At 38.3% G+C, this 15,029-nt stretch carries 14 protein-coding genes; 11 read left to right on the top strand and 3 right to left on the bottom strand.

Annotation, left to right across the window (positions count from 1 at the left end; translation table 11 throughout):
• Positions 1-17: 17 nt before the first annotated feature.
• Entirely contained in the window at positions 18-452 is a 435-nt protein-coding gene (locus WBF63_RS01135; RefSeq protein ID WP_424367843.1) for an RrF2 family transcriptional regulator, read from the bottom strand.
• 254 nt (positions 453-706) lie between these two features.
• Here WBF63_RS01135 and ileS point away from each other — a divergent pair, with 254 nt between their 5' ends.
• From ileS to WBF63_RS01110, 5 genes are all read left to right on the top strand, one after another.
• Complete coding sequence (gene ileS, locus WBF63_RS01130; protein WP_424367842.1) at positions 707-4,129, top strand: isoleucine--tRNA ligase; 3,423 nt, start codon at positions 707-709, stop codon at positions 4,127-4,129.
• A 4-nt stretch (positions 4,130-4,133) separates the two neighbouring features.
• Positions 4,134-4,520 (top strand): TraR/DksA family transcriptional regulator, encoded by a 387-nt coding sequence (locus WBF63_RS01125; protein WP_424367841.1) that lies wholly within the window; start codon positions 4,134-4,136, stop codon positions 4,518-4,520.
• Between the two features lie 9 nt (positions 4,521-4,529).
• Complete coding sequence (locus WBF63_RS01120; protein ID WP_424367840.1) at positions 4,530-5,153, top strand: lipoprotein signal peptidase; 624 nt, start codon at positions 4,530-4,532, stop codon at positions 5,151-5,153.
• Positions 5,154-5,223: 70 nt separating this feature from the next.
• On the top strand, positions 5,224-6,399 hold the full coding sequence (locus WBF63_RS01115) for a DUF3667 domain-containing protein (RefSeq protein WP_424367839.1): 1,176 nt from the start codon (positions 5,224-5,226) through the stop codon (positions 6,397-6,399).
• Between the two features lies 1 nt (position 6,400).
• Entirely contained in the window at positions 6,401-7,717 is a 1,317-nt protein-coding gene (locus WBF63_RS01110; protein WP_424367838.1) for a M48 family metallopeptidase, read from the top strand.
• Here WBF63_RS01110 and WBF63_RS01105 read toward each other — a convergent pair.
• Positions 7,714-9,207 (bottom strand): DUF6770 family protein, encoded by a 1,494-nt coding sequence (locus tag WBF63_RS01105; RefSeq protein ID WP_424367837.1) that lies wholly within the window; start codon positions 9,205-9,207, stop codon positions 7,714-7,716. The genes WBF63_RS01110 and WBF63_RS01105 overlap by 4 nt on opposite strands.
• A gap of 89 nt (positions 9,208-9,296) precedes the next feature.
• On the opposite strand from WBF63_RS01105, the gene WBF63_RS01100 reads away from it, so the two are divergent.
• Positions 9,297-9,608, top strand: coding sequence for a DUF3817 domain-containing protein (locus WBF63_RS01100; protein WP_424367836.1), 312 nt, complete (start codon positions 9,297-9,299; stop codon positions 9,606-9,608).
• A 61-nt stretch (positions 9,609-9,669) separates the two neighbouring features.
• Positions 9,670-10,644, top strand: a complete 975-nt coding sequence (gene trpS, locus WBF63_RS01095; protein ID WP_424367835.1) for a tryptophan--tRNA ligase — start codon at positions 9,670-9,672, stop codon at positions 10,642-10,644.
• On the opposite strand, the gene rclC is transcribed toward trpS, so the two are convergent.
• Entirely contained in the window at positions 10,641-11,222 is a 582-nt protein-coding gene (gene rclC / locus WBF63_RS01090) for a reactive chlorine resistance membrane protein RclC (RefSeq protein WP_424367834.1), read from the bottom strand. The two genes, trpS and rclC, sit on opposite strands and share 4 nt — an antisense overlap.
• Positions 11,223-11,476: 254 nt before the next feature.
• Between rclC and WBF63_RS01085 the strand changes: the two genes are divergently transcribed.
• The 4 genes from WBF63_RS01085 to sufC all read left to right on the top strand — a co-directional run bounded on the left by WBF63_RS01085 (position 11,477) and on the right by sufC (position 14,960).
• On the top strand, positions 11,477-11,806 hold the full coding sequence (locus WBF63_RS01085; RefSeq protein ID WP_424367833.1) for a HesB/IscA family protein: 330 nt from the start codon (positions 11,477-11,479) through the stop codon (positions 11,804-11,806).
• A 15-nt stretch (positions 11,807-11,821) separates the two neighbouring features.
• Positions 11,822-12,679, top strand: coding sequence for a hypothetical protein (locus tag WBF63_RS01080; RefSeq protein WP_424367832.1), 858 nt, complete (start codon positions 11,822-11,824; stop codon positions 12,677-12,679).
• A gap of 1 nt (position 12,680) precedes the next feature.
• The gene (sufB, locus tag WBF63_RS01075) at positions 12,681-14,138 is read left to right on the top strand and encodes a Fe-S cluster assembly protein SufB (RefSeq protein WP_424367831.1); all 1,458 of its coding nucleotides are present in this window, start codon (positions 12,681-12,683) and stop codon (positions 14,136-14,138) included.
• A gap of 66 nt (positions 14,139-14,204) precedes the next feature.
• Positions 14,205-14,960: a Fe-S cluster assembly ATPase SufC gene (gene sufC, locus WBF63_RS01070; protein ID WP_424367830.1), complete on the top strand. Its 756-nt coding sequence runs from the start codon at positions 14,205-14,207 to the stop codon at positions 14,958-14,960.
• The last annotated feature ends 69 nt before the right edge of the window (positions 14,961-15,029 follow it).

The raw sequence follows: 15,029 nt of genomic DNA, 5'->3' as shown, positions 1-15,029 counted from the left end.
TATTGATTTAATTTTTTTTATTTCTTCAAAAATGTAAGGTTCAAATCGAGACTGTCCACAAACATTGAAACGACCGACTCTTCCAGCATATGCCTGATTTCACTTCTGATGGAACTGAATTGGTGGTGGATGGGGCAGGGGTGTTGGGAAGAGCATTCCTTGAGCCCCAGTCCGCAACCTTTAAACAATTGTTCTCCATCGATTTCCCGGACTATGTCGGCAAGTGAAATATTTCTATGCTCGTCATCCATATAAAATCCTCCGTTGGGTCCTTTGGCAGATTGTACAAATCCTTTTCTTCTCAAATCCTGAAGTATTTTTGCGATGAAATATTCAGGAGATTCAATGCCTGCCGCAATTTCCTTGATGCCCACCCGGTCTCCTTTATTGGATTGCTGTGCAATGTATATCATTGCTCGGATGGCATATTCACAGGTTTTTGACAGTAACATATCGTTTCATTTTTACACTACAAAACTATACATATTTATTTAATAAAAGATAAAAAACTCTTTTATTTTTTTATGAATAATATCAGTTTGATTTTTTCTAAAAACAGAGTATTTTGGTAAAGTAGAAATTTCGCATATATATAAATGGCAAAAAGCTTTTTTTTCGTAATTTCGCAAATCCTAAATTTTTAGGAATTAATTGATAACGACGAGATAAGTACAAAATATTGTGCTTAAAATTTGCAGAGACCAAAATGAGCAAGAATTTTAAAGAATACAAGCAATTAGATTTAGTTCAGATCGCCAATGATGTTTTGGAAGATTGGAAGCAAAACCAAATTTTCGAAAAAAGTGTATCCACACGTGAAGGTCAGGAAAATTTTGTGTTCTACGAAGGACCGCCATCCGCAAACGGACTTCCGGGCATTCACCACGTGATGGCACGTGCAATCAAAGATATTTTCTGTCGTTACCAAACCCTGAAAGGAAAACAAGTACACCGCAAAGCCGGTTGGGATACACACGGTCTTCCGGTAGAATTGGGTGTGGAAAAAGAATTGGGAATCACGAAAGAAGACATCGGAAAGAAAATTTCAATTGAAGACTATAACAAAGCCTGTCGCGAAGCGGTCATGCGCTATACCGATGTTTGGAATGACCTGACCGAAAAAATGGGCTATTGGGTGGATTTAAAAGATCCTTACATCACTTACGAACCCAAATACATGGAGTCGGTTTGGTGGTTGTTGAAGCAGATCTATGACAAAGATTTGTTGTACAAAGGCTACACGATTCAGCCGTATTCGCCCAAAGCCGGAACCGGACTTTCTTCCCACGAACTGAACATGCCGGGAACGTATCGTGATGTGACCGACACCACGATTGTAGCACAGTTTAAAGCAAAAAAAGACTCTTCCGATTTTTTGAAAGGCATAGAAGGAAATGTGTATTTCCTCGCTTGGACGACAACTCCTTGGACATTACCATCGAACACCGCTTTGACCGTCGGGCCGAAAATCGAATATGTTTTGGTCGAAACTTTTAACCAATATACATTCCGACCACAGAAAGTGATTTTAGCTAAACCTTTGTTGAATTCGGTTTTTGGTAAAAATTATTTCGAAACCAATGAAGAATCCGATTTTGAAAATTTCAAAGAAGGAGATAAGCAAATTCCATACAGAATACTTGAAACCTTCAAAGGCTCTGATTTGGTTGGAATCAAGTACGAACAATTATTGCCTTGGGCGTTGCCGTACGAAGATGCGGACAAAGCATTTCAAGTAATCGACGGCGATTTCGTGACCACCGAAGACGGTACCGGAATCGTTCATACCGCACCGACTTTTGGGGCAGATGACGCCAAAGTGGCCAAAGAACACGGCGTTCCGCCGATGTTGGTTTTGGATGAAAATCAAAATCCCGTTCCTTTGGTGGATTTACAAGGAAAATTTATAGAAGAATTGCCCGAAGGATTTGGTGGGAAATATGTAAAAAATGAATATTATAACGACGGAGAAGCACCCGAACGTTCGGTGGATGTGGAAATCGCCATTCAACTAAAGGAAGAAAACAAAGCTTTTAAAGTCGAAAAATACAAACACAGTTATCCGCATTGCTGGCGTACCGACAAACCGATTTTGTATTATCCGCTGGACTCTTGGTTTATCAAAATTACATCAGTTCGGGAGCGAATGGCGGAATTGAATAAATCCATCAATTGGAAACCGAAATCAACCGGTGAAGGCCGTTTCGGGAATTGGTTGGAAAATGCAAACGACTGGAATTTATCGCGTTCCCGATATTGGGGAATTCCTTTGCCTATCTGGCGTACTGACCCTTCGACAAGCTCAGGGCAAGTCGAAGAAATTATCATCGGTTCGGTAGAAGAATTGATGAATGAAATACAAAAATCAATTGATGCAGGATGGATGACGAAAAATCCGTTTGAAGGATTTGAAATCGGAAATATGTCCGAAGAAAATTATGCAAAAGTTGATTTGCATAAAAATATCGTAGACGAAATCATTTTGGTTTCCCCGTCCGGAAAACCGATGAAACGCGAGTCCGATCTGATTGACGTTTGGTTTGATTCGGGTGCGATGCCCTACAGCCAGTTTCACTATCCCTTCGAAAACAAAGAACTAATAGAAAAAGAAGGGGCTTTCCCCGCCGATTTTATCGCCGAAGGTGTAGATCAAACCCGCGGATGGTTTTATACTTTGCACGCCATCGGAACTTTGGTTTTTGACAGTGTAGCTTATAAAAACGTGGTTTCCAATGGATTGGTGCTCGATAAAAACGGACAAAAAATGTCCAAACGTTTGGGTAATGCCGTGGATCCGTTTGAAACATTGGCAACTTATGGCCCCGATGCCACGCGTTGGTATATGATTTCCAATGCGCAACCCTGGGAAAATTTGAAATTTGACATTGTGGGCGTCGACGAAGTTCGCCGTAAATTCTTCGGAACGCTTTATAATACCTATTCGTTCTTCGCGCTTTATGCCAATGTGGACGGATTTAATTATTCGGAAGAAGAAATTCCAGTGAGTGAAAGAGCGGAATTAGACCGTTGGATTTTGTCGGAACTGAATACATTGATCAAGAAAGTCGATGAATTCTATGCCGATTATGAACCGACCCGTGCGGCGCGCGCCATTCAAGAATTTGTGATCGATAATTTGAGTAATTGGCACGTACGTTTGAGCAGAAGACGTTTCTGGAAAGGTGAATATTCGAACGATAAAATTTCGGCTTATCAGACGCTTTATACCGTTTTGGAAAAAGTTGCGATTATGATTTCGCCAATCGCACCGTTTTTTGCCGAAAGATTGTACCATGATTTAAACAATGCTACCGGTAAAAACGAATTTGAGTCGGTGCATTTGGCTTACTTTCCGAAAGCCGATGAAAGCCTGATTGACAAAGAGCTTGAAATCAGAACGCAGTTGGCACAACAAGCGACCACGATGATTTTATCACTTCGAAAAGGAGCAGATATTAAGGTTCGTCAGCCATTGCAGAAAGTCATCATTCCGGTTTTGGACGATACGATGAAACTTCGCTTGGAGTCCGTTTCAGAATTGCTGAAACAAGAGGTAAATGTGAAAGAAATTGAACTTTTGACCAATGAAGAAGCTTCGCATTTGTTGGTGAAAAACATCAAACCAAATTTCAAAACTCTGGGTCCGAAATTCGGGAAAGATATGAAAGCGATTTCGGCGGCGACGGCGCAATTAAACAATGAAGACATCGTTAAATTGGAGTCCGAAGGGAAGATTTCTTTGGATTTGGGCGATAAAAAACTGGAATTGGAACTGGAAGATTTTGAAATTTCGACCAAAGACATTCCGGGTTGGACGGTGGCTTCCAACAATACGATGACCGTTGCGCTGGATTTGACTTTGACCGATGCGCTTCGTTCCGAAGGGGTTGCAAGAGAGTTGGTTAACCGAATTCAAAACCTCAGAAAAGAGAAGGATTTTGAACTTACGGACCGAATTAAAGTAATTGTTAAGAAAGATGAACAATTAGAAAACGCAATAATTCAAAATAAAGATTATATTTGTTCGGAGACGCTCACAGATGATTTGAAGATTCAGTCGGAAGTAGAGGGCGGTATCCAAATAGAGATAGATGATTTAGTAACCGAAATTTCGATTTCTAAAATTTAAAACTATGTCAACAACAGAAGAAAAAACAAGATATTCTGACGCAGAATTGGAAGAATTCCGTCAGATCATACAGGAAAAATTACAGAAAGCAGAGCGTGATTATGAGCTGATTAAAGAAACTTTTATGAACGGACTTGACAACGGAACGGACGATACATCGCCGACGTTTAAAGCCTTTGAAGAAGGTTCTGAAACGATGAGCAAAGAGCAGAATGCCCAGTTGGCAGCACGTCAGGAAAAATTCATTCGGGATTTGAAAAATGCATTGATCCGAATTGAAAACAAAACCTACGGAATCTGCCGTGTAACCGGAAAATTAATCAACAAAGAAAGATTGAAACTGGTTCCCCACGCGACTTTGAGCATCGAGGCCAAAAATATGCAACGCTAATCAGAGGTTTTGAAAAAAGTAGGAATCATAGTTCTGATTGTCTTACTGATTGATCAGATTTCCAAATTTTACATTAAAACCAATTTTCATCTGAACGAAGGTATTCATGTCTTTGGATGGGAATGGTTTCAGCTGAAGTTTGTAGAAAATCCCGGGATGGCTTATGGAGCTGAATTTGGCGGCCTGACCGGGAAAATGCTTTTGTCGGTTTTGCGGATTTTTCTCATTGCCGGTATCGGTTGGTACATTTGGAAGAATGTGAAGATTCACAACAATAATTATTTTAAAGTAGGGTTAGCACTCGTTTTTGCAGGCGCCATCGGCAATCTTGTGGACAGTCTTTTTTACGGAATGATTTTCGACACGGGGCTTACCTGGAATGCCGATCGTGGCGGTTGGGACGGCTATTCGGGAATTTCCGAAGCCAATTTCCAAGGGTATTCAGGATTTTTAAAAGGCTGTGTGGTGGATATGTTTTACTTTCCGCTGTTTGAATTTACCTGGCCGGATTGGGTTCCCGGAATAGGAGGAAAGCATTTTGAATTCTTTTCCTATATTTTCAATGTGGCTGATTCTTCTATTACCGTGGGCGGTGCAATTGTTCTGTTTTTCAGAAAGAGGGTATTCGGATAAAATAGTTTAATTTTGGTAGAAATTCAACTGCCGGATGCCTCATCATAAACTTAGGAAAGAAAAGAATTGTTTGAACTGCGGAACAATCGTTGAGCAAAGATTTTGTCCTAAATGCGGGCAGGAAAATTCCATCAACCGACCTTCTTTTCATTATCTTTTTTCGCATTTCGCAGAAGATTTTGTCCATTATGACAGTGGCTTCTGGAAAACCATGAAGACATTGACGCGCAAGCCGGGTAAAATTATTCGTGATTATCTGGATGGCAAACGGAAAACCTATGTTCCGCCTGTCAAACTCTACATTTTTGTGAGTTTTATTACCTTTTTTATTCCCTTTATTCTGCCTGATTTTGACCAATCAGAAAATGATTCCGGATTTATTTCAGAAACAACCAACAATGATTTTGAAGGAATAGAGGTGGCAGGGGTCAATAACATCAAAACAATTCAGCAGCTGGATTCGCTTCAGTCTGTATTGCCTGAAAATAAAAAGCTGACAGGTCTGGAATACGAGATTTATGCCCAGACTTTGAAGGCACTAGAGAGAGATGTGAACCCTGTTTTATCGGATTCTGCTGATGTGGGAAATTCGGCTTTGGGGATAGATGTGAGTGAAGATGATGGTAGGATTTTCAAAGAAAACCACAAAGGGTTCAATGTGGGGAAATATAAAAACATACAGTCCGTCGCGCAGTTTGATTCCATAGATAAATCATTGGCAAAAGAGGACAGAATGGGATGGGCTTCTAAAAAATTCTTTAAAAAACTGATTGAATTCCGGGAAAGAGAAGTGGAAAAAGGAGAAGAGGTTTCCAGCATCTTTATGGAAAAATTAAGCCATAATTTATCAAAAGTGCTCTTTATATACCTTCCGTTTTTCGCCTTTTTCCTATGGTTGTTTCACAGCAAAAAGAAGTGGCTTTATTATGACCATGGAATTTTCACGCTATATTACTTCTCATTTCTTTTGATGCTGATTACTTTCAACATTTTGATAAGTTGGATAATGACAAGTATTTCTCTTTTGGTTCCATCTTTGGCAAACATATTTACTCTGATTTCCTTGTTTGTAATTTTGTTTTCAGTTGGTTATGCGTTTTTCTACTTTTTCAGGGCACACAGCAGAGTTTATGGAGAAAACAAAGCGGTTTCAAGACTCAAAAGTTTTATGCTTTTTTGGATTAACTCGTTTTTCATTCTTCTGATTTTAATGGTATATACGCTTTTCACGTTTATGATGATTTGATATGAGTTTGAACCTTAAATCTTTATGCTCCGGTATTCTGGCAATGTTTTTTATTAATGTATTCTCACAGGATTATTCACCTATTGACACGGCCGATGAAGTTTTTCGTTCGGAATTGAAATCTAAATACGAAACGATTTTTAAGAATTTCAACATCAGGTTGAAATCGGAATATTCGGGAAAGAAAAAAAATGAACTTGTCAATGCGTTCGGTGGATTTCAGGAAGAATTTATTGAAGAAATAAATGATGGAAATTTTGTAAAAGACAGCCGTTTTCAAAAAATGCTTGATGGTATTGTGGCTGAACTGCAGGCTAAAAACCCTGAAATACCCAAAAACCTTCGGATTTTATTATCCAGATATCCAAATGTAAATGCTTACGCACTTCCAGACGGAACCTTGGTCATGAATATGGGTAGTTTTAAGTTTCTTGAAAATCAGGATCAGCTTGCTTCAATTATCTCTCATGAAATTGCACACAATGTGCTCCAACATGTTTTAAAAAGTCAGATTAAACAAATTGACGAAAATATAGCAGGGGAATATCGGTCAAAAATCAAAACCATCAAACAACGGCAATATGGCCAGTACCAACATGCCTTTGAACTCATGCAAAATCTTTTGTACGAAGAAGGAAGTATGAGGAGAACACATGAAAAAGAAGCAGATTCGCTTGGATTTAAATATTATCAGAACACTCGGTTTAAAAATGATGAGTTTGTAAACGCATTCAAACTCCTGCAACGTTACGATACTATAAAACCAACAGGTTTACACGTTGATGTTTATCGTAAATATTTTGATCTTCCTACTCAGAAATTTGATGAAACTTGGTTGGAAATGGAAGATTTTTCAAGATATGATTATTCTAAATTTGTAGAAAAAATCAATAAGGATTCGATTGCCTCACATCCTGAAGCTGTAGAAAGAATTGAGTTTCTGCAAAAGCACTTTCCTGAACTTTCATCGGTAGAGGATGCCAAGGTGGCAGGTGAGGAATTCAAAGAACTCCAAAAAATTGCGGAACTGGAAGAAGTTCCCAATATGTATTTTCTCAAACATTATGGATTGGCGATTTTTGTTACACTGCTCAAATTGGAGGAAGGCACTCATACGAAATACTACAAATATTGGCTTGGAAAGAATTTTGAAAAAATTTATGAAGCCCGAAAACAGTATCGACTCAACCGCTATCTGGATACAGTTAATCCGCAAGAGCAATCTGAAAGCTACCAGCAGTTTCTGAGTTTTATGTGGAATTTAAGTTTGGACGAACTGAAAAATATCGCCGAATTTTACGCTGAATCGGGTGTTTAGTAATTCAGTCTTTCCAGTCGAATTTGATCAAACTTACTTTTTTTATTGAATTCGCGAAGCAATATATAGCCTTCTTTGGCGGGAATTGGCTGAATGAAGAATTCATCTGATGACATAGGGATGATTTCCTGTTTGAACTCTCCGTTTATGATGGTGTTGATTCCCAAAACCCAGTTTCTGTCTCGTGTTTCATCATCTTTTTTATAATCACGGAAAAAGAAAACGACTCCAGAATTGTCTTTAATATATTGGTGAAACAAATAATCATTCTTTACAGCTTTGGTTTTGTCTTTCTCAATTACGAAATTCTCTTTGAAATTGCCGTTTCCGTCAAAATTAAACAGAACAAAATCCAGCGATTTGGTAGATGTATAATTGGAGTTTACGCCTTTGAATTTTTCGGCCAAATAGGAAAATGAGCCATCTTTCAAGATGTAAAATTTCATAGGCGATAAATAATAGCCTTTTTCTACCACACCATATTTATTGGCATTCAGATTGGAAGCAATTTCAGACCATGGGTAGTATTTATTGGAAATTTCCTTTCCGTTTTTATCCAGCGTGATGCTGTAAACACCCATATTTCTCTGCCAGTTGAAATCTTCTTTTGAATAAGGACTGTAATTTCCAACGATAAATATTTTATCACCAAAATAACGGATGTTGACGGTGTGGCTATAGGTTGAATTTTTATTTTCAAGTTCGTATTCAAACAATTTTTTACCCGTATCCATTGCCAGTCCCACCACTTTGAAACTGTCTATCCAGGTATCATTTGCAAAATGTGACAGTCCGCCGATGATCATACCATCGTTCATATTCAACACCCGGAAATCGTTCCAGTCTTTTCTTGTTCCATCCGGATTATAAACATAAGCCCACTTCAATTGTTTATCGGTTCCAAAAATTTTTAAATCTTTATCTTGATGTGCATTTTTTCGTTTTTTATTGTTTTCGGTAACAAAAAATCCGTTTAAATCTTTGTGGTTAAATGCGTAGGTAATATTGATGGATTCTGCTTTTCGATAATCTTTTTTCAATTTATCAGCCGTTACATTCAAATCCTGAAAAGTATCATTTTCATAGATGAATTCGTTTGATACTGTATTGTCATTCAGGGAAATGATTCTGTTGTAGGTCAGTAAAACCTCATATTTTCGAACAAAATATTTAGAGAAAATGATATGATCGCCCATAAATGTACAGTCGAAAAAATCAGATACTACACCATCAAAAAATTTCTCGTTATAGGTTCCGTTTGCAACTTTGTTGAGGTTTCGGTCGAGCAAAATATATTCAAACTGTTTGTTTTGCGCATCTTTTTTTCCTTGATCGAAAAAGTAAATATATCCGTAAAGATTATAATCGGAATCATAAAGTATGTCGGCATATACCATCTCGCCTTCTGCAAGGGTTTCAAGGTCACGCGTCTGAGCCGAAATAATACTTGAAATAAAAAAGACAAAGAAGACGGAAAGTAAAAATCTCATCAGATGTTAATTTTAAAACGCTGACAAATATAAGATTTAATGATTTGGATAGTAGTTACCTGCAAGATATCTTTGCCAAAAATCTGAAGATGGACGAGAAGTCACTTAAAAAAATATTTGACATTTTTTGTATAGCTGAATTCATCAGCTGTTTTTTACTTTTTTGCGTGGCAATGCCGGTAAAATATGGCATAGACCCAGAGACATGGCTGATGTTTCCCATTGGTTTGTTTCACGGAGTAGCATTTATGGGATATGTTTTGTTTGCATTTTTCGTAAAGAAAATTTACCGATGGGACGACGAAGAATTTGTTTTCATCCTGATGTTTGCATTTATTCCATTTGCAACTTGGCTTGTTCATCGCAAAATCAAAAGATTTGAACGGGAAAATCCTTCCTAAAAATTATTTCGAATTAACTTAGCAATTCAAAATTCAACATTAACAATCTAAATATCCAAAAATGCCAAGAGTTCTGACAGGAGTCCAAGCAACGGGAACCCCACATTTGGGAAATATTTTGGGAGCGATTTCGCCCGCTATTCAAATGGCAAATTCTTCCGATGATAAATCTTTTATTTTCATCGCAGACCTTCATGCTTTGACCCAAATCAAAGATCCTGAAATTCTGAAACAAAATACTTACGAAGTAGCTGCTTGCTGGCTTTCACTTGGATTGGATACAGAGAAAGCGATTTTTTACCGTCAGTCCGATGTGCCTCAGGTTTCTGAACTGATGTGGTATCTTTTGAACTATTTTCCTTTTCAGCGATTGACTTTGGCGCATTCCTTCAAAGACAAACAAGATTATCTTTCAGATGTGAATGCCGGATTGTTTACGTATCCGATTTTGATGGCGGCCGATATTTTATTGTACGATGCCGAATTGGTTCCGGTAGGAAAAGATCAATTGCAACACTTGGAAATTACCCGTGATGTAGCGGAAAGATTCAACCATCAAATGGGCGAAACCTTTGTATTGCCACAGGCAAAAATCAGCGAAGAAGTGATGATTGTTCCCGGAACGGATGGAAATAAAATGAGTAAATCCAGAAATAATTTCCTGAATATTTTCCTTCCCGAAAAAGAATTGAAAAAACAGGTAATGTCCATCCAGACCGATAGTACTCCTTTGGAAGAACCTAAAAACCCGGATACCGACAATGTTTTTGCTTTGTATAAATTGGTGGCAACGCCTGAACAAACCGAAGAAATGCGTCAGAATTACCTGAATGGCGGTTATGGTTATGGCCACGCAAAAAATGCTTTGCTGGAGGTTTTATTGGACAATTATGCGACAGCTCGTGCAAAATTCAACGAATTATTGAATGATAAATCTTCGCTCGACGCTTATTTGGACAATGGCGCCATTCGCGCATCGGTTGTGGCAGACGAAGTTTTGCGCCGTGTCAGAGGAAAATTAGGACTGAAGAATTAATGCAAATTATTACGCTTCAAAATTCTTTTTGCACTATCCGAAGCAACGATAAGACCCGCACCCATCATGATGATATCTTTGATGACCAGCCTTCCGGCACCGGAAAGGTAAGGAAATCCATGTTGTGGCGTAGGAAAATCACCGCCCAGATTCGGTACATAAACTTCAGGAGTCGTGATGAGAAAAGAGAGTGTGACGAGTGACATCCCAAAAGTGAGCAATCCGCCCCACATCCCGACTTTCGGACACCAGATGCCAAGCAGCACAAGAATTCCAATGATAACAATGACTGTTCCCAATCCGTAAGAAAATAGGTAAGTTCCGTTTTCTTTGTGCCAGTCAATGTTTTTCTTAACTGTTTTACCTTCGGGATTTTTATATTCGGCATATTCAGGAGCCTCTTTTGTGTAAAAAAATGACATCACCGGACTGTTGGCAACAAAAGGAACAATTCCGTCGGCTTCATACTGAAAGGCCTTTAATCCGCCTATCCAGACCATTACTACAAAGATGGCAATTCGGATAATATTTATAAAATTAGGTTGGTTGGCAGCTAAAATATTCAGTAAATTTTTCACTTTGAAATTTATTATGATTTGAAGATTCTCAAAAAAGAATAAGATTGAAAATAGACAACAAAGGTAGGTATTAAAATTTCGATAGGACAAAAAAAGCAAACTGCGGGATTTACAAAAATATAATTGGATCCGAATTGAATTTGTAACCACTGAAGTTAATGTTTTGCTAATCGTTTAATTGTTATAATTTATTAAAAATTAAGGAAAATCGCCTTTTGGTTTGTATCTTTGTGCATTCAAAAATTAATAGAAAAATGATAAAAGTTTCAGATACTGCGAAAGCCAAAGTTATTTCTTTGATGAACGAGGACGGAACCAATCTGGAAGAGAGTTTTGTGCGTGTTGGTGTAGAGAGCGGTGGATGTTCAGGACTTTCATATAAGCTTAGTTTTGACAAAAATCAAAAAGAAGAGGACAGAGTTTTTGAAGACAATGGGATGAAAATTTTGGTTGATAAAAAATCATTCCTCTACTTGGTGGGAACCACATTGGAATATTACGGTGGTTTGAACGGTAAAGGTTTTGTGTTTAACAATCCAAATGCACAGAGAACTTGTGGTTGCGGAGAAAGTTTTGCAGTTTAACCAAATTTGAGCAAATTGAAAATCCTGAAATACATATTTTTATTTCTTTCGGTAAGCATTTTTGCACAGAATAAATCGGGTGTAAATCGTTTGCTGGTTTTCAGTCCCGATGAGAATTCGGTGAAATTCAATGAAGTTTACACACAGAACTTTTTCTTTGGAAATTTTGGAATAAAGCCCTTGATCAATGCCATTCCGATTGACAATAAAAATGTAAAAACCATCAGGATTTCTGCTGAAACAGAAGGTAGGAAAACGCCGGATGTGATGATTCTGAATTATGACAAAGAAGGCAGGCTTACACAGTTAAAAGTTTCTGAAATGCTTTCAGGTAAAGGACTTACTGTTGATTATGTTTACAAAGACGGCTTGATTCAGGAAGAAATATTCAAAGATTCAGAAGGAAGTCGCTCCAATAAATTCCATTATGCCGAAGGAAAAATGATAATGGAAAATGTAAAAGGAATGATTGACGTTTTTCAGTTAAAGGGAAATGTTTTGTACAAAGAAACTTTCCTGAACGGAAAAATGGTTTTCAAAGACAGAATTGAAGGGAAATGCAGGATTACAAGATATCAGCAGGACGATATTGACAAGATTTGTTACAGTAATTTCAAGGGAGAATTTCCTTTTTCAATGGAGGAATTCACAACTAAAGAAAACACGAGAACCAATAAAATTACTTTGGTTCCCGAAACCAATTGGAAAATAGAAAAAAACACCAACGGAACTTACAGCATCCTGAACGGTAAAACAGAATTATACCGTTTGGAACTGGATAAAAATTCGACTGTAAAGAATTTTGAATTTTTGGGCATCAAGTCGGAATTTAAATCGCCCATAACATTTTCATTTAGTTATACTTATTATTAAAATGAGCAATACAAAATATACAGAAGACGATTTGAGACAGGATTTGTCAAGCCGAAAAGAATATGAATTTGGCTTTACAACCGATGTGGAATATGAAGAATTCCCCGTTGGTCTCAATGAAGACATCATTCGAGAAATTTCAAAACGTAAAGAAGAACCGGAATGGATGACCGAATGGCGTTTGGAAGCTTTTCGTGAATGGCAAAAAATGACCGAACCGGAATGGGCAAATGTTCATTATCAAAAACCAAGTTTTCAGGACATTACCTATTATGCCGCTCCGAAAAAGAAACCGGAATTAGGAAGTTTAGACGAAGTGGATCCGGAATTGTTGAAAACCTTCGAGAAATTGGGAATTTCCATCGACGAACAAAAACGTCTGACAGGCGTTGCTGTGGACGTCGTAATGGACTCTGTGTCCGTCGCAACAACTTTCAAAGATACTTTGAACGAATTGGGAATTATTTTCTGTTCGATTTCCGAAGCAATCAAAGAACACCCCGAATTGGTGAGAAAATACATCGGAAAAGTAGTTCCAAGAACCGATAATTTCTATGCGGCGTTGAACTCGGCAGTATTTTCAGACGGTTCATTTTGTTATATCCCAAAAGGCGTTCGCTGCCCGATGGAACTTTCGACCTATTTCCGTATCAATCAAGCCGGGACAGGTCAGTTCGAGAGAACTTTGTTAATCGCTGACGAAGGTTCCTATGTGTCTTATTTGGAAGGTTGTACCGCACCAACGCGTGATGAAAACCAATTGCACGCAGCCGTTGTAGAATTAATCGCAATGGATGACGCCGAAATTAAATATTCAACCGTTCAGAACTGGTACCCCGGAAACGAAGAAGGAAAAGGAGGTGTTTTCAACTTTGTAACCAAAAGAGGAGTTGCGGAGAAAAACGCAAAGATTTCCTGGACGCAAGTGGAAACAGGTTCGGCCGTTACCTGGAAATATCCGAGCTGTATTTTGAAAGGTGATAATTCCGTAGGAGAATTTTATTCGATTGCGGTTACCAATAATTATCAGCAAGCCGATACCGGAACCAAGATGATTCACATCGGGAAAAATACAAAATCCACGATTATTTCCAAAGGTATTTCAGCCGGGAAATCCCAGAACAGCTACCGCGGACTCGTGAAAGTAAATGCAGGAGCAGAAGGAGCAAGGAATTTCTCGCAGTGTGATTCACTTTTGATGGGGAATGAATGTGGAGCGCATACCTTCCCGTACATCGAAATCAAAAACAAAACCGCTCAATTGGAACACGAAGCAACGACTTCGAAAATCGGAGAAGATCAATTGTTTTACTGTAACCAGAGAGGAATTGATACCGAGAAAGCAATTGCTTTGATTGTAAACGGATTCAGCCGCGAAGTGTTGGATAAATTACCAATGGAATTCGCCGTAGAAGCCAAGAAACTTTTGGAGATTTCGCTGGAAGGATCCGTGGGGTAAATTAAGTAAAATACAATATTCAAATTATAAATTGCGAAGTACGCAAAACTCAAAACGAATAACGAGATGTTAAAAATAAATAATTTACATGCTCAAATTGAAGACGGAGCAGAAATTTTAAAAGGAATCAATCTGGAAATCAAACCGGGAGAAGTTCATGCGATCATGGGCCCGAACGGATCCGGGAAATCGACTTTGTCATCGGTAATTGCCGGAAAAGAAGAATACGAAGTTTCTCAGGGTGAAATCAATTTTGAAAACGAAGACCTATTGGAAATGGGACCGGACGAACGTGCCCACAAAGGAATTTTCCTTTCTTTCCAATATCCGGTGGAAATTCCGGGTGTTTCAGTAACGAATTTCATCAAAACGGCGATCAACGAAACCCGAAAAGCACAGGGATTGGAAGATATGGGCGCTTCGGAAATGTTGAAATTAATTCGTGAAAATGCCGAAAAATTAGGAATTCGTAAAGATTTCCTTTCGCGTTCACTCAACGAAGGTTTTTCGGGCGGTGAGAAAAAGCGAAACGAAATTTTCCAAATGATGATGCTCAATCCGAAACTGGCCATTCTCGACGAAACCGATTCAGGATTGGACATTGATGCACTTCGAATTGTAGCAGACGGTGTGAATGCCTTCCGCAAAGAAAACAATGCGGTACTTGTAATTACGCACTACCAAAGACTTCTGGACTATATCGTTCCGGATTTTGTTCACGTATTGAACGACGGTAAAATCATCAAAACAGGCGATAAATCTCTGGCTTTGGAGCTCGAAGAAAGAGGTTACGACTGGGTGATTGAAGAAGCAGCGATTTAATTATTTTAAAAGTTAAATTATAAAATTTAAATGAATTTAGAATTGGAAAACTGAGAAATCTAACTTCTA

The organism is Moheibacter sp. (assembly GCF_049672845.1).
GTDB lineage: Bacteria > Bacteroidota > Bacteroidia > Flavobacteriales > Weeksellaceae > Moheibacter.
The sequence above is the reverse complement of the archived record's forward strand: the minus strand, read 5'-3'. Positions and strand labels throughout refer to the sequence as shown.

Excerpts from the sequence above, each read along its gene's own strand:
- WBF63_RS01135 (WP_424367843.1), bottom strand. The coding sequence starts at position 452 with ATGTTACTGTCAAAAACCTGTGAATATGCCATCCGAGCAATGATATAC.
- ileS (WP_424367842.1), top strand. The coding sequence starts at position 707 with ATGAGCAAGAATTTTAAAGAATACAAGCAATTAGATTTAGTTCAGATC.
- WBF63_RS01125 (WP_424367841.1), top strand. The coding sequence starts at position 4,134 with ATGTCAACAACAGAAGAAAAAACAAGATATTCTGACGCAGAATTGGAA.
- WBF63_RS01110 (WP_424367838.1), top strand. The coding sequence starts at position 6,401 with ATGAGTTTGAACCTTAAATCTTTATGCTCCGGTATTCTGGCAATGTTT.
- WBF63_RS01105 (WP_424367837.1), bottom strand. The coding sequence starts at position 9,207 with ATGAGATTTTTACTTTCCGTCTTCTTTGTCTTTTTTATTTCAAGTATT.
- WBF63_RS01100 (WP_424367836.1), top strand. The coding sequence starts at position 9,297 with ATGGACGAGAAGTCACTTAAAAAAATATTTGACATTTTTTGTATAGCT.
- trpS (WP_424367835.1), top strand. The coding sequence starts at position 9,670 with ATGCCAAGAGTTCTGACAGGAGTCCAAGCAACGGGAACCCCACATTTG.
- WBF63_RS01085 (WP_424367833.1), top strand. The coding sequence starts at position 11,477 with ATGATAAAAGTTTCAGATACTGCGAAAGCCAAAGTTATTTCTTTGATG.
- sufB (WP_424367831.1), top strand. The coding sequence starts at position 12,681 with ATGAGCAATACAAAATATACAGAAGACGATTTGAGACAGGATTTGTCA.
- sufC (WP_424367830.1), top strand. The coding sequence starts at position 14,205 with ATGTTAAAAATAAATAATTTACATGCTCAAATTGAAGACGGAGCAGAA.